The organism is uncultured Aquimarina sp., from assembly GCF_947492405.1.
GTDB lineage: Bacteria > Bacteroidota > Bacteroidia > Flavobacteriales > Flavobacteriaceae > Aquimarina.
In genome coordinates, this window is record NZ_CANLMP010000006.1 from 52292 (window position 1) to 72964 (window position 20673).

The following is a 20673-nucleotide window of genomic DNA, read 5'->3' on the forward strand; positions in this document are numbered from 1 at the left end:
CCCCATAAAAATGAAAACAATGATGACAAATAGCAAATTAATATCAGTTTCAAAAAAAAACAACCTGATTTCACGAACAAAAACACTTGTTTTATTAGTTTTTTTAATCCTTTGTTCTGATATAGGGAAGGCACAGCAAACCTCTGAGGTTCCATGGATGGAAGGTTCCTGGGGTGTTCGCTTAATTATTCGAGGAGGAAAAGATTTAGATCGGTATGTAGCCAATGGTTATGACTATGTAGAAGCGGCTAAACAAATCGTTAGAGATTATCCTACTATTGGTCACGTGATTACAAACTTAACCAATAATGCGAATAGTAGTTTATATACAGTACGGCAAAATAATTATATAGATGTAGCGAATGAAATACATCCTGATTTTGTTCCAAGCCTAGAAAATGAACAAATCATTTTTGATGTCATCAAAGTATTTAAAGATGCCGGCATTAAAGTCATCCTATATATAAACCACTGGCCTAATATGGGCGAAGGGTCAGCGGCTCAAATAGCTGGTTGGGATGCCTATAAAAACAGAAATAACCTGGGTAATTACCCAGCTTTCAATCTATTAATGAGGGGATTTCTAGAGCGTTTTGATGGTTTGGTAGATGGATATTGGATTGATAAAATTGGTGGATCAGACGATTCTATTCCCAGAAAGGATATATTTATTAATGTAATTAAAGAAACGAATCCTGGAGCTGCTCTTGGTGTCAATTTTAATAAAAGTTATTTCCCTGGCATAAAGGTCGACTCAGATGGTGTAAATGAAAGAGATGAAGATGATTATAAAATAATAAAATATCAAGCTAATGACATATGGTCTCAATTTACAGCAGGCCATGTGACTTCTATAGGAGGACAAAAAGCCCCATCAAATTCTTGGGGTTATGAAGAGTATACTGTTACAGATATGGAAGAATCACCTTTATCAGTACACCCCGAAACAGGTAAAGTATTCGTAAAACATATGTTTGCTCCCATTCGTAGACGGTGGTCTTTAAACGACGAGCCACTAATGTACGACAAGGATCAAGCATATAGAATGGTAAAAAGAATTACTTCTGCCGGAGCTTCAATAACATTTTCTACAACAATTACTAACGGTGGATTAGCCATGTCTGATGAAGTAGAAGTATTAAAGCATGTAAATGATCAATTAGAAGCGAATGCAGATTACGTACCCTATACTAGACCTCAGCAAGCTTATTTAGTAGGAGAAACAAGACCTAATTACCATCAATTCATTGATTTTCGTGAGATACCGAATAAAAAAGTAGGTGATCCTGATTTTTCGCCTTTTGCACATGCCAGTTCCGGAGCTGCAGTTACCCTTTCCAGTTCTAATACCAATGTAGCAACTATTGTAAACAATAAGATTCGCATTAAAGGAGTGGGCACGACAAATATAACAGCTTCACAAGGCGGAAATAATACCTTCGCAGCTGCCGCATCTAAAATGCGAAAATTAACTATTACTACAGATGACGGAGGAACTGATCCAGATGAAACTAACCTTGCCTTACAGGGAGCTGCTACTCAATCATCCAATCATCCTAACGGTGGTGGTGAAGCATTTCTAGCTATTGATGGCAACACCAATGGAAAATGGTCTGGCGGTTCAGTAACACGTACATCCTCAGAAATAGATCCTTGGTGGCAGGTTGATTTAGGGGCAAATCATACTATTGACGATGTTAACGTTTTTGCTCGTGTAGATAATTGCTGCAATACTAGGCTATCTAATTTTGATGTTATTGTTATGGATAGTAGTGGCGCTATAACCTATACCAAAACATACACTACTCATCCAGATCCATCTATAACAATGGATGTTGGTGGAGTTATTGGTCAAATTATTAAAATACAACAACATTCTGATCCTACAGCTATTGTATTAAATTTAGCAGAAGTAGAAGTATATGGAAGTGAAGTATCAGCTTGTGCAACCATTGAAGCGGAAGACTACGATACGATGTCAGGAATAATGATTGAATCATCTTCTGATACTGGTGGTGGACAACAAGTTGGGTTTATACAAAATGGAGATTGGCTCAGATTTAATAACATTGATCTTAGCTGTGCTAATGCTATTGATGCCCGAGTTTCAAGCAAAAACAATGGAGGAGATATTGAAGTTCGACTGAATGGAGTCTCTGGTACTTTAATCACCACTATTCCAGTAGATACCACAGGTTCATGGACTAATTATGAAACTGTAAGTGCTGCTCTGAATGCAGTAAGTGGAACTCACGATGTATATCTGGTATTTACAGGAGGCAGTGGGTATTTATTAAATCTAAATTGGATAGAATTTAATGGATCCGCAAGTGGATCCACAAATACCATAATCATCGAAGAAAATGAAATGGGCTTTTGCAACGTAGATGGTTCCATTAAAAATGTTTCTAAAGGGTATACTGGTATTGGTTACGCCAACACATCAAATGCAATTGGAAAAGCAATAGATTGGGAAATTGATGGTGCAGCTGGCTCGTATACTTTTGTATGGCGTTATTATGGTGGTTCGGCCAGAACCGCTGACTTAGTTGTTAACGGAACTACCATGGCTAATGATATGCTATTCAGTAATACACAAGGTAATTGGATAACGACTTCAACAACAGTTACCTTAGATGCCGGAGTGAAATCGATATCACTTAATGCTACTAGCATTGAGGGGCTTGCTAAAATTGATTATGTAGAAGTAACTGGACCGGATCTTATCGTTTCTGGATGCACTAATTTAATAAGAACGAGTCCTGAACTAGAAGCTTCAGATGCCGAAGGCGTACTGTACGCATTTCCGAACCCTGTAACAGATATACTTACTATTAACAATAATGGTTCAAAGACTGCTAATCTTAAAATAATCAATAGTCTGGGACAACAAGTGCTTTCGCAAAATATGGAAGAGGCAAATGTCACTGTGGATCTAAGTAATCTTACTTCTGGTATATACATAATTAAAGTTACTGATGTGAAACAAGTGAGAACTAAGAAAATATTTAAAAAGTAATATAATAAAACACAATACAGCTAATACTGTAACTATTTCACAGATAAAGTTGTTACTAATTTTTATACATATAAACGAGATACTATATCTAAAATTAAAAAGTGGGGCTATTCTAAATCTCCACTTTTTTTTATAATACAATACTAAAAACACATCAAAATAATACTGATACCTTATATATACTAAATATAAGTTTTATCTAGATATTCCTTAAGTAATATTTCTGGAGCCTCCCCGAGTATCACCCCAGTCTTTTTAACAGATAGATTAAGTTTGGTAAATAAGCAGTATCTAATTTATGTATCATAAAGTTGGGTGCTTATTCCTAAGATGTACAGTTAATCTAGGGCATTGAGATTCGATTTTATCACCTATCAGTGCGATGTCTGATGAGGATTGCATAAGGCTTTTAACTATTTTATTAACCTGCGCCAGTTTAGGGTTATCATCCTTTATTTCTTCTAACTCTATCTTTATAGTATTAAGATAATATAGAGAATTATCTTTTTTAGCTTTTAAAGAATGGTACAACCCAAGTTTATGCGAAACATTATAAGCAGCACAAAAATCCTTAAGATCCTTAGAGCGTTTTAAAAGTTGTACTAACACCGTTGATTCTTTTTTCTAAAATTTATTGTATCAATAGCTTGATGTAATTGTTCCTTGTCTAGATAAGGAATATCTAATAGTTAACTGTACGGTATAACACTACAAAATAAAGTAAAAAATTAACACATGTTAACCGTTTATTATATTGACACTGGAGTAAACCACATACAATTTTTTAACATTTGTAATTTGTTTTTTTATAATGGATACCTACTTGATTATGGTTTCTAACCAAGTTAAAACTTCGACAGGCTCAGACTGACAATTGTATTATTCCTTAATAATATATTCTATCTTAAAGATAAAACCAGAGAGTTGTTTAATTTTTATTAGCCGCTATAATTCTTAAAACAAGTTTCGTTATACCTAAAAACAGAAATCTCTATAAAACTGTTATACTACACAAAAAATATCTTATTTCCTCATCCAAAACACCTCTTAACACACTAAACAACTGTTAATTAAAGCTTGCTTTTTAACATATTATGCAAAATGCTAAGAATTTATCAACACGAAAACGTTGTAGTAACTATTCTAAATACTAAAATTGAATATTTCGTAATAACTTAGTGAAAAAATAACACAAGAAACACTTTTACAAACTAAAACTTATGAATTATGAAATCAACACCTCCTCCACCGAAAATTTCAAAATTGTTTGAGCTACTTTAATTAGATAAAATTATTCTCCAAAATATCAGTCAGAACATTGAAGAATAATTTTTCAAACTAAATCTCTGAAAAAAATTACTTAATAACAACCGTCATAATTAGTTCTATTGTTATCGAATAATACTCAAACCAGTATCTTTCTATATACTACAATAAAAAGTCAGTCTAAATTCTTCCTTAGGTAGAAATACTGCTCATTTATCTTTTACAGTTCTATTAAGTCTTTTACTTCAGAATTACATTTTTCTCGAAACGAAAATTTGAGAAGACACAAACTCACTGAATACAAACTATTGTTCCTAATGGAACGAAAAAAATCTTAAAAATGAAAAGAAAAAACTTATTACGAATTCTTGTAAGCCTTTTATTTTGTTTACCCTTTGTAGGACTACAGGCTCAAGACGAAGATGTAATGTTTCAGGCCTTTGACTGGAATGTACAAAATCAACCAGCCGGTCAAACTTGGTATAATGTTGTTTCTAGTGTTAGAAACACTATTAGTGATGCTGGAATTGATCTTATATGGATGCCACCTCCTAGCAATTCTGCTGCCCCTCAAGGCTACTTACCTAGAGAGATTAATAACTTTGATAGTGCTTATGGTACCACCAACCAATTAAAAACTCTTATTGATCAATATCACAATTTAGATATTAAAGTAATTAGTGATATCGTAGTCAATCATCGTGTAGGTACTAATGATGCGGTTACGTTTACAAATCCAGCTTGGCCAACATTTTATATCACAGCTGATGATGAAGGGAGAAACTTTGTAAATGGACCAGTTGAATTTAGTATTAATAATGATTTTGTACCTGGCTTTGAACTAAAAGCAGATGGATCTAGCGGAGGTTTTGCAGCTGCTAGAGATTTAGATCACAGAAATCCAGCAGTAAGGGCAGAGATTATTAAATGGATGAAAAAATTACAAGATGATCTTGGATTTGATGGATGGAGATATGATTTTGTTCATGGATATGACCCTATCTACAATAAAGAATATAATGATGCAACAAATCCTTATTTTGCGGTTGGAGAATTATTAGAAAGTAGTAGAGTACAAACTAATAATTTCGTAAATCGAACACAAGGTTCATCTTCAGCTTTTGATTTTAACACCAAAGTAAGCCTTCAAAATGCAATCAGAGATAATAATCTATCATACTTAAGAGATTTCTCTGGTAATCCTTCTGGAATGATAGGAATTAATCCTTCTAAGTCTGTAACTTTTCTTGATAATCATGATACTGGATTTGCACAACAATGCTGTGGATCTAACTTTGTTTTCCCTGGTGGAGAAACTAATCTTAGAAAAGGATATGCTTACATCTTAACACACCCGGGAAATCCAATGGTATTCTGGACTCATTTCTTTGATACTGGTGCTGGAGTACAAAATGCTATTAGAGATCTTATTGCTGCTAGAAAAAGTGTAAGAGTACATTCTGCATCTACGATCAGTATTGATGAAGCTAGAGGAGATTTATATGCTGCTTACATAGATGGTAAGTCCGGAACACTAGCAATGAAATTAGGATCAGGTAATTGGTCTCCTAATGGAAGCGGATGGACACTACAAACATCCGGTACAGACTATGCTGTATGGACGCAAGGTGGAAATACTGGCGGTGGAGAAACAGTACCTCCTTACACGGTTAATTTCTTCAAACCAGCAGGTTGGGGATCTAATATCAATGCATATGTATATGATGCTGGAGCAAATGCAACACTTCCTGGAACTAATGGATGGCCTGGAAACAGCATGACGAATATTTCAGGTACAAATTGGTATTCTTTCTCTATAACACCTCCAGCAGGTGTATCTGCAAATAATCTTAGAGTAATCTTTAATGATGGAAATAACCAAACTGGTGACCTATCCAGAAGTACAGATGGATGGTATAGAGGAAATGCTTGGAGTAATACATGTCCAGGTGATTGCAGCAGCAACGGAGGTGGAACATCCAATGATGTTACGTTAAACTTCCAAAAACCAAGTGGATGGGGTAATAACACCAATATGTACCTGTATAATAAATCTACAAATCAAACCCTTTCTGGTACTACAGGTTGGCCAGGAATGAGCATGAATAATCTGAGTGGTACATCTTGGTGCAGAAAAACTTTTACATTACCAAATGGAGTTAATACCAATAATGTTGGTGTAGTTTTCAATAATGGAAATGGACAACAAACTGTAGACCTTACTAGAGGTACGGATGGATGGTTTAGAGTTACCGGCAGTAGTAATGGAAAAAGAACCGGAACTTGGTCTAACAATTGCACAAACAATTGCCCTTCTAACAGAGCTATGGAATTAGCAGATAATGCTGACAAAGAAAATTCTCCTATAACCGAAAGTAGTGTTTCTTTTTGGCCAAACCCTACTAGAGACAGAGGTACTCTTAGTGTAAACACATCAAAAAATGGACTTTTGGAAGTATCGATTTCTAATATACTAGGACAAACCAAAATTGTATATAGTAAAAACACTCAAGCAGGAAACCAAACGATAGAAATTAACAGCTCTGATATGAGAGATCAGGGTATGTATTTTTATACGATAAAACTAAATGGCACACAACTACAGAGATTAAAAGTTATAAAACAATAATTTTTTTGTCCCTATATAATGCATATATCTTAAATTGATATATTAGTCAAAAGCGATCGTTTGCCCTAAACGATCGCTTTTTCTTTTGGAAACTTTTGCGTTTTTCAACTTTACAAAATCTTAACTTCATCATATCCTTCTATAAATAGTAAATGTTTTTAATATCTTTCCATTCTTTTTTAAAAGTAAAAACGAATTTCGAAATATGATCATTGTGAAAAAAATAACGATAATACTAGTCTTAATTTTAATTGTATCCTGTAAAAAGGAAGGAAATAAGAATTCTGAAAAGGCAGTTATTGATAAAAATCCGCAACTAACAGAAATCAAACAAGAAAAAAAAGATCACCAAATACGAGAGGTAAAAAAGGCTGAAATAGCTCCAAATTTAGACGGAGACATGAATGATCCTATTTGGAGTCAAACACAATGGTACCCTATGGATCAAAACTGGATCGGAGAATTTCCGGATTTTAAAGATTTTTTAGGTAGATACAAGATTACATGGACTACAGAAGCACTTTATATCCTGGTAGAAGTAAAAGATGACACTTTATACGACCAACATAAAGATCCTTTAAAATTATGGTGGGATGATGATTGCGTAGAGATTTTTATAGATGCGGATAACTCTGGTGGAGAACATCAATATAACAATAATGCCTTTGCATATCACATAGCTTTAGACGGTAATGTTGTGGATCTTGACTCTCAAAAAAAACCAGTACTTTATAATAATCATGTAAAAACTAAACGCAAGACTGAAGGTGATGTTTCTATTTGGGAATTTGAGCTTACAGTATATGATCATACGTATCAAGAAGGCAAAACTAATGACCCCGTAGTATTATCTAAAAATCAAAAACTAGGTTTCGCAATTGCTTATAATGATAATGACAAGAGTAAAGAAAGAGAAAATTTTATGGGTTCTGTCTTCGTACCTGGAGAAGATAAAAATCAGGGTTGGATCAATGCAGATATTTTTGGAACTATTGTGCTGATAGAATAAATAGAAGATTTTTCATATTAGGTAGTATCTTAAAAAGATTATATTTTAGTCTCCATTATGTTACGGAACATCTAATTAAAACTCTCACTTATCAAAACTATTATTTATAAAAAAACACTTTCGCTTTTATTAATTACTTTAATTATTAGCGGTACTGCTATTTCACAAAACACAAACTACACAAACTTAGATGATGCAATAAAAAATAAGGAATTTGCCAAAAGCCTAGATTTATCTTCTCAAAACTTGAGTGAATTACCTGATAAAATTGGAGAACTGGTTAATCTAGAAGTCCTTTATCTAAGTCGTAATCATTTACGTACATTACCGGCATCGATCGGAAATTTAATTAAACTAAAGAAGCTATATCTAGCCAAAAATGAGCTTACCACTCTACCGGAAACACTTGGCAATTTGACAGTATTAAAAAAATTGGATTTGGGATCCAACAATTTAACAAGTTTGCCCAAAAGTATTGGTAATCTCAGTTTATTAGATGTGTTAACAATTAGTGGGAGCGAATTAACAAGTTTACCTGAAAGTTTTGGTGGCTTGAAAAAATTGACATTTCTTAAAATTCATAGGACTAAATTAAAGACCTTACCAGAATCTATTGGTAACTGTTCAGAACTGACCTATTTAAATATAAGTAAAAATCAACTAACAGAGCTACCTAAAAGCATCTATAAACTTTATAAACTTGAAAAATTAGATGTAAGTAACAACGAACTAAAACAACTTCCTAAACGTATAGGAGAATTGACACAACTAAAAGATTTAGATCTCTCAAAAAACAAGATCTCTGATCTTCCGGAAAGTTTGTTCAAAACACCAAATCTCCAAGAGTTAAATTTAACTGAAAATCAATTAACTACAATTTCTAAAAGCCTGGGACAATTAAAAAATATAAAAGAATTACAATTACAAGTCAACCAAATTACGCATCTACCAGAATCTATAGGAGATCTAGAAAACTTAGAACTGCTTTATCTTAATAAGAATCCCATACGTAATTTGCCGACATCTATTGGTAATGCTAGTAAATTAGAGAAGCTCAGTATAGGATACATGCTTCTCGAGGAATTACCTGAGTCTTTAGGAAATTTAATTCACCTTAAATCATTGAGCTTTAGTAAAAATAAGATAACGTTATTACCGAAGTCTTTAGGGAATTTAGTGAATTTAAACTACCTCAATGCGGATAAAAATCAGATTTCTGAGGTTCCTGCATCCTTCGCCCAATTGAAGCGAGCTCAAATGAATTTTAAAAATAATAATATAAAAACACTACCTAAAGCGCTAGTCGAATCTGGAATTCTAGTAGTTAAGGTTGATAAAAATGTTTATTATCCCTCCAGAACAGAGCTTTTAGCTCGTAATCGATCTGAAACTAAAGCTCGCATGAAAAAATACAATGCTAAGCGAACACCAGAAGAAAAAGCAATGCTTGATGCTATGGAAAAAAATAGATTAGCAAAGCTTGAAAAAAATAAGAAATTCAGATTATATCATGATTACCGAATAGATGAACTTCGGGAAAGTCTCAAAACTTTGAGTCAGTATGAACCATATAAAAGTGATAAAACTTTTGCAAAAGTTCTAAATAGCTTCAACGAAAAACTTGATCGTTTTAATATCGCCAACTATAATGAGCAACTACAATATCTTGTAGAAAACATTAAAATCTCTGAGTCATATAACAAAACCTATTATTTGAGTGAAAGAGAAATGAACACATTAAAAAATATCAACCATCTGGCAGCGCATAGTCTTGGTGATATCTATATGACGAAAAAAGAATACTCTGATGCGATTACGTATTTTAATATAGCCCGCACAAAACATACCTATTATTCATCCAGCGGCACAACGGTTAATAAAGATTACCTGCGAATGGAATTTGATATTTCTGAAGCATATTTTAAACTAAATGATTTTGAACTCGCTTCACTTCATTTATTACATAATCTTATGAATGGACAAAGTTTTGGAAATCATCTTTCGGAGAAATTGGAAGAATCTGCTAAGTTTCTTGATGCAACTACTTTTATTCCAAAATTGGAGGCCATGCTTTCCACTTTGGAAACAACCAAAGAACACAAATTAAAATATGTATTTGATGAAAAAAGTATCACTTTTTCTTCTTTTGTTGAGAATATTACTTCTTGTAAATCAAAAGTTTTTAATTCCAAATTTTATAAAAATTTAAAGAAACAATCCCGTAGTACTCCAGTTAATGAAACAAATAAACCTCTAAAACAATTTACAAAAGCCGAGATTGATCCTGAAATATTTTATCATCATAAAGAAATAAATAATTTCATCAAGGGATTGTTAATTTTAAGAAAAACGAAAGAATTTGCTAATAATGAGGCGTTTCAAAAATCAGTAGACAACTGTATTAAATATTTAGAAAACAAGACTTTTTATATGGCTCATGAAGAAATTAGCTACATTATGGACAATTCTTTTAGCGTCAAAGACATTATAGAAAAATCTAATGAAAATCAAAAAAAGAATTTGGTTAACATTCAGCATTTGGCTGCGCATTATAAACTCGATATTTTAAAGAATAATAAAAAACATGCCTTAGTTCTTGGTACATTACCATATATCAAATCAGTACCTGGTTTTGCCTTAAAATCAAAAAACCTAAAAGAAATTAAATTAGAGAATGAAGAATTGGTATTTGTAGAAGCTGTTGCTCATAATGGTATAGCAGCAAGTGAGTATGGGTTATTACATCTTATAGGGGCATTATTAAATTGTAATGGACACATAAGTGAAATTAATCAACTTATGCTAAATACAGCAAAAGAATTGGGCAATAATCGAGTAGTAAAATTTCTTACACAATTAGAAACTAATCTAGAAAAAAAATATTCCAACTCATTAAAACTTGTTTCACCGCCTTTTACTATTGATATTCAAAATTTGCAAAAACTTAAACCTAATCAGATAATTTCTAAGATTAAAAATACTGAACTTTATAGTAATTATATGAAATAATCGCCTGTTTAATAAATGAGAATTCTTTAAGTAAATGTTTCCATCAGTCATTCTCCTTTAGTTACACGTCTTCAGAAAAATTAACCGCTGTTTCTATTAGTGCTAAGTGAGAATAAGCTTGTGGAAAATTTCCGAGCAACCTTTTAGATTTAAAATCGATATCCTCACTAAAAAGGCCTAAATGATTACTATAAGATAATAATTGATCGAACATTGCTTTTGCTTTTTCCTTCTCCCCTATTTTATTCAAACTATTAATAAACCAAAAACTACAAATGGTAAAAGATGAAGATGGCAATCCAAAATCATCTTTGTTCTTATAACGATATAATAACCCATCATTACATAGTTCCTTCTCTGTAGCTTTTACAGTACTTATAAATCTAGGATCCAAAGCTTCTATAAAACCATAAGATTCCATTAATAATGTAGAAGCATCCAAATCAGATGATCCATAAGACTGGGTATAAGCCTTTACTTCTTCGTTCCAGGCATTCTTATAAATATCATTATAAATTCTATCCCTAAGTTCAATCCACCTAGGATTATTTTCTGTTTTACCAATGAGTTCTCCTATCTTAATTGCTCTATCTACAGCAACCCAACATAACAATTTTGAGAATGTAAAATGCCTTTCTTCTGTTCTAAATTCCCAAATACCTTTATCTGGTTTTTCCCAGTTTACATTTACAATATGAACAATACTTTTACTAATTGTCCACAAACTTTCACTATCATCTACCGCACAATCAAATTTTACGAATTGTTGGTAAATTACATTCATCAAAATTCCATAAATATCATTTTGTTTTTGGTGAAAAGCAGCATTACCAATACGTACTGGACTAGAATTTTTATAACCGCTTAAATGATCCAATGTTTTCTCGGTAAGATCCTTTTCTCCATTAATTCCATACATAATCTGGATCTTTTCATCTTTATCAGGTATGATATCGATAATAAACTGGAGAAAACGTTGTGCTACTCTTTTATGTCCTAAATCAGAAATAACCTTTATCACCATAGAAGCATCTCTAATCCAACAAAAACGGTAATCCCAGTTACGAACTTCTCCTATCGTTTCTGGTAAAGATGTAGTTGCAGCAGCCAAAACAGCTCCAGATTTCTCATAACTAAGTAATTTGAGTACTAATGCACTTCTTAAAATCTGATCATTGTAAATCGCATATGAAGTGGTTTTCTCACTCCAATTCATCCAGTACACTCTTGTTCTCTGCAACTTAAGGTAACATAGTTCCAAGGATTGCTTTAGAATTTTTTCATGATAACTAATTAAAAAATAAGCATTCCCAGATAAAACAATTTCTTCTGAATTTAAAATAGCTTCTAAGTCTAAATCCGAATAAAGGTATAAAGTATCATATTTATCTTTATCCGTAATACTTTTTATGTACTCTTCAGTTTTCTTAGAATATGTATCTTCTTTAGCATACTCCAATCTCGGATTATATTTAACCCTAAAAGATGGTTTTCCTGAAATTAATTTAACATATCTTATAATATCAGCTGGTGTATGATAAGTACCATCTTCATTCTGATATCTAGGCATAAAATCAATACTTTCGAAAACATCAATACCATTATTAAATTCAGTAACTAAAATATTTGTTTTAGCAATATACTTTTGGGAAATAGTATATTCATCAGAAACTAAAATTTCAAAAGAACCTCCTTTTTCATTATCAAGAATTTTTGCAAAAACAGAAGAAGAATCAAAGTTTGGCAAACAACACCAATCGATTGATCCACTTTTTGAAATCAACGCTGCGCTTTTACAATTTCCAATAATTCCGTAGTCTAAATTGTTCATATGATTCGTAGTTCTTTTAAATAAACGTACCTTTATTCGCTAAACCGAAATTTAATAAATCAAAATAAGTCAACCAACTTTCGCCACGCTTTATGAGTAAAACTATCATAATCTCAAATCGACTACCCTTACAATTAGAAATTGATAATAATTCGATCAATGCATTGCCAAGTGTTGGAGGATTAGCAACAGGAATGAAGTCAGTTCATTCTGGAACCGATAGTATTTGGATTGGATGGAGTGGTCTTACAGAGGAACAATTAGACTCTGAAAAAAGAAAACTGGTACAAAAAGCTTTAAAAAAACACCAATGTGTTGGTGTACCGCTAACCGAATCTGAAATAGATGGTTTTTATTATGGTTTTAGTAATAATACCCTATGGCCGCTATTCCATTACTTTATGGAATATACGGAGTTTGATAAAGAAAGTTGGGAAACGTATCAATTAGTAAATCAAAAGTTTGCTGATGTTATTATCGAGAATCTGGGAGAAAATGACACCATTTGGGTACATGATTATCAATTATTATTATTACCAGAGATGATTCGCAAAAAGAAACCCAATGTTACCATAGGTTTCTTTTTACATATACCTTTTCCTTCATATGAAGTTTTTAGAACTATTCCTTGTAGAGAAGAATTATTAAAAGGATTACTAGGTGCTGATTTAATTGGTTTTCATACATATGATTACGAACGCCATTTTCTAAGTTCCGCACAAAGAATTTTAGGATTAGAAATCAACTTCAATAATGTTCATATGGATAATAGAATTGTTAAGGTTGATTCTTTTCCAATGGGTATTGATTATGAAAAATTTCATAATGCGGCTAAAATACATAATGAAAAAGAGAAAAAAGATCAGACAGAAATACAACAAAAAATAGATGAACATCTTGTTAATGGTGATCGAGCAAAACTAATCTTATCTATTGACCGACTGGATTATACTAAAGGAATTGCCAATAGATTAAGAGCTTTTGAATATTTTCTGGATAAATACCCTCAATTCAAAGGGAAAGCAAGGTTGGTAATGCTAGCAGTACCATCAAGATCAAATGTACCGCAATATCAACTCCTAAAAAATGAAATAGATCAATTAGTAGGTAGGATTAACGGTAAATTTTCTGAAGTAAGTTGGACGCCTATTTGGTATTTTTATCGTTCCATGCCTTTCGAAAACTTAATCGATTTATACACTTCTAGTGATGTAGCATTGCTTACTCCTATTAGGGATGGAATGAATCTGGTAGCAAAAGAATATATTGCTTCTAGAGTTGATCAAAAAGGAGTACTTATTTTGAGTGAAATGACTGGAGCTTCAAAAGAAATGAGCGAAGCACTAATTATAAATCCTAATAACTTTGAGGAAATAGCAGACACTTTGAAATTTGCTTTAGAAATGCCAGAAGAAGAGCAGATAAAAAGGAACAAAGCTCTACAAAAAAGGTTAAAAAGATATAATGTAGAAAAATGGGCAAATGATTTTATGGAATCTCTTGAAGCCACAAAGACAAGTGCTAAAAAATATTCACTTAAGAAATTAACTTCATCAATCAAAGGAGAGATGCTTCGTGATTTTAAGAACTCTAAAAATAGAATTCTTTATATAGATTATGACGGAACATTAGCACCTTTCGAAAAAATTCCTGAAAATGCAAAACCAACTCCAGAAATATTTAATATTTTAGATAAGTTACAAGAAGATAAAAACACGAAAGTTATACTAATAACAGGAAGAGATAAATTTACTTTCAATAAATGGTTTGGACATAAAGACTATACATTAATAACAGAACACGGAGCTTGGCTAAAAGAGCCAACTAAAGACTGGGAACTTTTAGAACGTGTTAGTAACGATTGGTTCGAATCAATTGCTCCGGTATTAGAGTCATTTACAGATAGAACACCTGGCTCTCTTATAGAAGAAAAAAATTACTCGTTGGCATGGCATTTTAGAAATGTAGATCCCGATTTAGGGAAATTAAGATCTATGGAATTAAAAACTACTATACAACATCTAATAGCAAATCATAATCTGGAAATTCTAGAAGGTGACAAAGTATTAGAAATAAAAGTAAGCGGAATTAATAAAGGTAAATCAGCTTGTAAAATGTTAGTAGAAAAGAATTATGATTTTATTTTTGCTATTGGTGATGATTGGACTGATGAATATATGTTTAAAGAATTACCTGCAACGTCTTATACTGTAAAAGTGGGATTAAAGAAAACAATAGCCAAATACTATATAGAAGACACAAATCAAGTACACGAATTATTAAAAGAATTTAATTAACACTAGTAAACGTACATCTCTGAAACCAAAATTCTATATACTTCCAGTAATTATAATTGCGCAATTCTTCTGTACTTCTTTATGGTTCGCAGGAAATGCAGTTATTGACGATTTTGCTACTCAGTTTAATGTAGGTTTTAATATTCTTGGATATCTTCTATCCACAGTTCAGTTTGGCTTTATTGTAGGTACATTAACCTTTGCCTTGTTAACCTTAGTTGATAGATTTCCTCCTTCAAAAGTATTTATGATATCTGCTATTCTGGGAGCACTTTGTAATATTGCTCTGTTAATACCAAATATCACAGTACTAAATGTATTAACTGCACGTTTTGGCACCGGTTTTTTTCTTGCAGGAATTTATCCAGTTGGCATGAAAATAGCTTCGGATTATTATAAAGATGGACTTGGAAAAGCTTTGGGGTATTTAGTAGGTGCTTTAGTTTTGGGTACCGCATTACCTCATTTATTAAAAGAACTTTCCTGGAACAGTGATTATAAAGTTGTTATTCAATCTACCAGTATACTCGCATGTATCGGCGGTTTATTAATTTTCTTATTTGTTCCGAATGGTCCTTATAGAAAACCGGTAACAAAACTACAATTAGGTGTAATCACGGAGCTTTTTGGAATAGTAAGTTTTAGAAAAGCTGCTTTAGGTTATTTTGGACATATGTGGGAATTATATGCTTTTTGGGGCTTTATCCCAGTACTATTGAAAATATATGTAGAACAAAATCGAATTGGGCTTCCTATATCATTTTGGTCATTCATTGTTATTGCAATTGGCTTTTTTTCTTGCATCATAGGAGGGTATATTTCTTTAAAAACTGGAAGTAGAAAAGTAGCTAGATACTCGCTTATTATTTCAGGATTTTTCTGTCTCTTCTCTCCTCTTCTTTTCCAACTACCAATGGAGATATTTTTAATCTTGCTTTGTCTTTGGGGGATGGTCGTTATATCAGATTCCCCTCAATTCTCTACTTTGGTAGCAGCCGCAGCTCCTGCCGAGTTAAGAGGAACAGGGCTTACTATAGTCAATTGCATAGGCTTTGCCATTACTATTATAAGTATTCAGTTACTCTCATATTTAGTAACCAAAATTAATCCTGCTTATTTGTTTTTGTTTTTAGCAATTGGTCCAATAATAGGATTATATAGTTCTAGAAAATAAAGAATCTAATATATCAGTCTACAGTGATATACGTCTTAATTGAAACAGGAAATCCATTATCTTTAAAACCTTCTAAACATATTTCGAAATCCCCAACAACATCCGATGTATAAAATTCGATACTACTCTTCCCTTTTGTCATTTTTACATTTGGTTGCCATAACAATTGGTTTCTAAAATCAGGAATTCTATTATAAGATGTATCATCATCATATTTTTGCCTGAAATATTTTTTATTTGTTTGTAAAGAAGATAATGTAATTTTAGCACTATTATTAATTGAATTTAAGTAATCTCCTTCTATTGTTTCTATGATTACTACACCTTCAAAAATTTGGGTACCTAAATAATATCGATCTCGGATAAAACTGATACTTTTAATCTTTCTGGCATCATAGTTTATGATACTTTCTTGATCTTGAACAAAAATACCATCGACAACCAATAATGATGAAAAATTTTGTTTCTTAACAGTAGGATAGTATCCTCTTACTGCAAAAACTTCATTTCCAAGTTCATTTTTCTTAGCCCATACATTTTCTACCACCTCAACCAATGTTTCTTTAACAGTACCAAACCTTGTGTAATCATCCAGAACGTAGGTTTCTATCTCAGTTCCATGAAAAGGAAAAGCTTTTTTAAGTGCTTGCAATGTATCTGGTTTTACACTATAAAAAACATTATCGATTTGATTGTGAACACTTCTTTTTATAATTTCATCCTTTAAAGAAGGTGAAATTTTAAATTGATAAAAATCTAAGTTTTGGGGTTTTACTTCTGGTATTTCAAAAATTTGTACCGTATAATTTTCTCTATCTTTTCCTAAAACCTGAATCAATACTTCATCCCTATCATTTCTATTGTTTACATTAAACACAAAATTACCTGTACCATCTGTTAAAACAACTTTCATATCACTCATCTTACCGGGAATAGACAAACCTACAGATTGTTCTGAAACTGAAAAAGCAGCTTCTTTAGAAAGAATTTTTCCGTAAATCAGTTCTCCTCGCATTTCCGGTAAAAAAACAGAAGCTCCAACTGATTTAGTTGAACTTTTAACACCATTACTATACATAACAGAGAAGTCTTTAGCTCTTACTGGTAAGGCTTTAGCAAAAGGGTCAGTTTTTCTTACGGAAATAGAATAATTACCTCCCATAGTATTTAATTGGGTATTTTCTATAGTAAGTTTCACCAAACTTCTTTTTTCATAAGATTTAGTGTCAGTAGATATTTTTAAATCCGTTTTAGCATTCTCTGCTGACACCTTTGTTAACTCACTTCCTTTTAAAACCTCTATTTGAGCATTGGTTAAAGAATCTTGAGGAGTATCAGCAGAAAGAATTTTATTTTGGTTTCCCTGATATGGATTTAGTATACTAATATCTGCTTGAAAAAACCTAGAAGTTTCATTTAACATCCATTGTGTATAACCCACTAATTTATAGTTTCCAGACGGTATGGATACTGGGACAAAGAAATCACCTTGTCCCAATCCTTTATCTAATTCTATTTTATGCTTAAATACTGCCTTTTGATCTTCATCTAAAAGCATTAGGTATGCAACTTTACTTATAGTACTCAATGCATCAGTCTTTGCATTAAAGCAATATACACGATAGTAAAAATATTCTCCCGAAAACAATAATGATGAATTATAATGTACAAATACCTTCTCTTGCGGAACAAGATTATAGCCATAAGCATCCTTATTGGTTTTTAAGACCGACTGTCGTTGTCCATAAATATTAAACGTTAAAAAAAACAGGACACATATAATTGATAATATTCTCACTAGTATGATTTTATATTAAAATTTTTCATTTCTTTAATAGTATATTTTTATCATTTAATCTACCCAAAAATCCGGAGCTGTACTAACACCTAAGGCTGTACAATCGCCACAAGCTCTCGGTATGAAAAAACGAAAAGAACCAGAAGGTTCTATAGGTTCATCGGGTTCGAGCGGTGAACCGGGTAAATATCTGAACATATTACTATCTATAAAAGCACCAAGACGTTCATGAAAAGTTATAAGTAGATCACGATCTTGCTTTGGTTCTATTAAGTCACATTCTAAGACAAACCTTGGTAAATCCACAAGAACATCATCGCGGTTCACAAAAATGCGTTGTTCTGAAACCGAAGAAACATCAAAATAACCTAAGACTTTATCATCTTGATTACTCTGGGAAACAATATTACCCGCAATAAATCCAGGTTGTATTTGAGAAAACAAACTCTCTGATTCCGAAAAATTACTTAGTATTTCATAAAATCCATTAGCTTCTCTAGATTGCACATATTGCCTAACCAATATACTATATCTATTATCTATTCGTATATCTTCTGCTGGTATAAAGTTAACTTCTAGCCCTGTTATACGATCTTCTTCCAAAACCGTTGTATTTGTAATTTTTATATTATTAGACGCATTGCTTGCATAACATACTTGTTGATCTACCGGTCTATCTACTAAGCCAAACTCAAAACGATTTTCCAATTCTGCGGTCACTACAATATCAAAAGGATACCATAAAGGAGTAACTATTCTATAAGATTCTTCAAACTCATAGCGATAATATTGTGAATTTCCTGTTGGATCAAAGGTATCCACAAATATCCCTAGCCCCTCTACTCCACTATCATTAGTAATTCTTTGAGGATATACTCTTTCGATTGACGTTTCTTGTGGTAGAGTTACCTTATCCGAAACATATGATCTTCCATCAGTAGTCTGGATTGACAACTCATATTCTCTACCAGAGCTAGCGGCAAATTCCTGCACAGAACGATATGTGCCCGGAGCGCTTTCTTCAAAAAGATATTCTACACTGCCATCTTCTATTACTTTTATTGTTGCTCCTTCCTCAGACAAGGGACCATCATCCTCGAACCTAAATGTTCTTGACAATAGTACTTCTTGATTTTTCATTTCATTCGTAATAGTAGTGTTAATAACCAAAATATTTTCAAAATTTTCTGTTTCAATTTCAAAAGGATCGATACAGCTATTCAGAGTACTGCATATTAATATCACTATTAATATTCTAACTGAGTTTATAAACTTAAATACTCCTACCATTTTAAAATTTCTAAAACATTATTTATCTTTTATGATATTATAAAATCATTTCCTTCACATTATAACACACCAAATCTTTAATCCATCCAAAAATCTGGAGCTTCACTAACACCTAATGCCGTACAATCCCCACAAGCTCTGGGTATAAAATAACGTAAAATACCTGGAAATACTACAGGCTCACCGGGTGTGGGTGGCGAATCCGGTAAATATCTGACTTCATCACTATCTATAAAAACACCAATACGTTGGTGAAAAGTTATAACTTCATCACGACCTTTCTTTAATTCTATTTGCTCACATTCTAAAGCAAATTTTGGTAAATCTGTAAGAACATCATCACGATTTACAAAAATGCGTTGTTCTGAGACAGAAGAAACATCAAAATAACCTAACACTTTATCATCTTGATTACCTTCTGAACTAATATTACCTGCTATAAATCCAGGTTGTATTTGAGAAAACAAACTCTCTGATTCAGAAAAATTACTTAGTATTTCATAAAAACCATTAGCTTCTCTGGATTGTACATATTGCCTAACTAAAATACTATACCTATTTTCTATTCGTATATCTTCTGCGGGTATAAAATTAACTTCTAGTGCTGTAATACGGTCTTCTTCAAAAATGGTAGTATTTGTAATCTTTATATTGTTAGATACATTACTTGCATAACACACCTTTTGATCTACAGATCTATTTACTAAACCAAACTCAAACATATCTGCCCCTTCTGCAGTCACTACAAGATCAAAAGGAGACCATAACGGAGCAACTATTCTATACGTTTCTTCAAACTCATAGCGATAATATTGTGAATTCCCTGTTGGGTCAAATGTGTCAACAAATATTCCTAATCCTTCTACTCCACTATCATTTGCACTTCTTTGAGCGTAGACTCTTTCAATTGATGTCTCCTGAGGCAAAGTTACATTATCGGAAACATAAGATTTTCCGTCCGATGTTTGGACTGACAATTCATATTCTTTACCTGAGCTGGCTGCAAATTCCTGTACGGAACGATATGTTCCAGGAGCGCTTTCCGTAAAAAGATATTCTATACTAGCATCTTCTATTACCTTTACTATCGCTCCTTCTTCTGAAAGTGGGCCATTATCCTCGAACCTAAATGTTCTTGACAATAGAATTTCCTGGTTTTTTACCTCATTAGTAATAGTGGCGTTTACGACTAGAATATTCTCAAAATTTTCAGTTTCTATTTCAAAAGGATCGATACAGCTATTCAGAGTACTGCACAATAATATAGTGACTAATATTCGCATCAACTTTATCAATTTAAATACATTTTCCATTGTAAAATTATAAAACATTGTTTGTTTCAGGAGTTCTT

11 protein-coding genes are annotated in these 20673 nt (G+C 32.4%); 6 read left to right on the forward strand and 5 right to left on the reverse strand.

Going from position 1 to position 20673, the window contains the following annotated elements; translation table 11 throughout:
- Positions 1-19 precede the first annotated feature (19 nt).
- The gene (locus tag Q0829_RS19750) at positions 20-3019 is read left to right on the forward strand and encodes a carbohydrate-binding protein (protein WP_298546267.1); all 3000 of its coding nucleotides are present in this window, start codon (positions 20-22) and stop codon (positions 3017-3019) included.
- A gap of 303 nt (positions 3020-3322) precedes the next feature.
- Here Q0829_RS19750 and Q0829_RS19755 read toward each other — a convergent pair whose 3' ends face one another.
- Positions 3323-3628 (reverse strand): hypothetical protein, encoded by a 306-nt coding sequence (locus Q0829_RS19755; RefSeq protein ID WP_298546268.1) that lies wholly within the window; start codon positions 3626-3628, stop codon positions 3323-3325.
- 997 nt (positions 3629-4625) lie between these two features.
- On the opposite strand from Q0829_RS19755, the gene Q0829_RS19760 reads away from it, so the two are divergent.
- The 3 genes from Q0829_RS19760 (at position 4626) to Q0829_RS19770 (ending at position 10932) form a co-directional block, all read left to right on the forward strand.
- Positions 4626-6914, forward strand: coding sequence for a starch-binding protein (locus tag Q0829_RS19760; RefSeq protein WP_298546269.1), 2289 nt, complete (start codon positions 4626-4628; stop codon positions 6912-6914).
- A gap of 214 nt (positions 6915-7128) precedes the next feature.
- Positions 7129-7923: a sugar-binding protein gene (locus Q0829_RS19765; protein WP_298546270.1), complete on the forward strand. Its 795-nt coding sequence runs from the start codon at positions 7129-7131 to the stop codon at positions 7921-7923.
- 198 nt (positions 7924-8121) lie between these two features.
- Positions 8122-10932, forward strand: a complete 2811-nt coding sequence (locus tag Q0829_RS19770) for a leucine-rich repeat domain-containing protein (protein WP_298546878.1) — start codon at positions 8122-8124, stop codon at positions 10930-10932.
- Positions 10933-10993: 61 nt separating this feature from the next.
- On the opposite strand, the gene Q0829_RS19775 is transcribed toward Q0829_RS19770, so the two are convergent.
- Complete coding sequence (locus Q0829_RS19775; protein WP_298546271.1) at positions 10994-12763, reverse strand: glycoside hydrolase family 15 protein; 1770 nt, start codon at positions 12761-12763, stop codon at positions 10994-10996.
- A gap of 92 nt (positions 12764-12855) precedes the next feature.
- Here Q0829_RS19775 and Q0829_RS19780 point away from each other — a divergent pair, with 92 nt between their 5' ends.
- Positions 12856-15060, forward strand: a complete 2205-nt coding sequence (locus tag Q0829_RS19780; RefSeq protein ID WP_298546272.1) for a bifunctional alpha,alpha-trehalose-phosphate synthase (UDP-forming)/trehalose-phosphatase — start codon at positions 12856-12858, stop codon at positions 15058-15060.
- A gap of 55 nt (positions 15061-15115) precedes the next feature.
- Positions 15116-16234 carry an MFS transporter gene (locus tag Q0829_RS19785; RefSeq protein ID WP_366893768.1) on the forward strand — a complete coding sequence of 373 codons (1119 nt, stop codon included), beginning with the start codon at positions 15116-15118 and terminating at the stop codon, positions 16232-16234.
- 13 nt (positions 16235-16247) lie between these two features.
- On the opposite strand, the gene Q0829_RS19790 is transcribed toward Q0829_RS19785, so the two are convergent.
- The 3 genes from Q0829_RS19790 to Q0829_RS19800 all read right to left on the reverse strand — a co-directional run bounded on the left by Q0829_RS19790 (position 16248) and on the right by Q0829_RS19800 (position 20605).
- A complete protein-coding gene (locus Q0829_RS19790; protein WP_298546273.1) occupies positions 16248-18032 on the reverse strand; it encodes a hypothetical protein in 1785 nt (594 codons plus the stop codon).
- 54 nt (positions 18033-18086) lie between these two features.
- Positions 18087-19322 carry a DUF4249 domain-containing protein gene (locus tag Q0829_RS19795; protein ID WP_298546274.1) on the reverse strand — a complete coding sequence of 412 codons (1236 nt, stop codon included), beginning with the start codon at positions 19320-19322 and terminating at the stop codon, positions 18087-18089.
- Between the two features lie 77 nt (positions 19323-19399).
- Positions 19400-20605 carry a DUF4249 domain-containing protein gene (locus Q0829_RS19800; RefSeq protein WP_298546275.1) on the reverse strand — a complete coding sequence of 402 codons (1206 nt, stop codon included), beginning with the start codon at positions 20603-20605 and terminating at the stop codon, positions 19400-19402.
- Positions 20606-20673 lie beyond the last annotated feature (68 nt).

What these genes read in the sequence shown, in the direction of transcription:
- Q0829_RS19750 (WP_298546267.1), top strand. Translation starts at nt 20, where the DNA reads ATGATGACAAATAGCAAATTAATATCAGTTTCAAAAAAAAACAACCTG.
- Q0829_RS19760 (WP_298546269.1), top strand. Translation starts at nt 4,626, where the DNA reads ATGAAAAGAAAAAACTTATTACGAATTCTTGTAAGCCTTTTATTTTGT.
- Q0829_RS19775 (WP_298546271.1), bottom strand. Translation starts at nt 12,763, where the DNA reads ATGAACAATTTAGACTACGGAATTATTGGAAATTGTAAAAGCGCAGCG.
- Q0829_RS19780 (WP_298546272.1), top strand. Translation starts at nt 12,856, where the DNA reads ATGAGTAAAACTATCATAATCTCAAATCGACTACCCTTACAATTAGAA.
- Q0829_RS19795 (WP_298546274.1), bottom strand. Translation starts at nt 19,322, where the DNA reads ATGGTAGGAGTATTTAAGTTTATAAACTCAGTTAGAATATTAATAGTG.
- Q0829_RS19800 (WP_298546275.1), bottom strand. Translation starts at nt 20,605, where the DNA reads ATGCGAATATTAGTCACTATATTATTGTGCAGTACTCTGAATAGCTGT.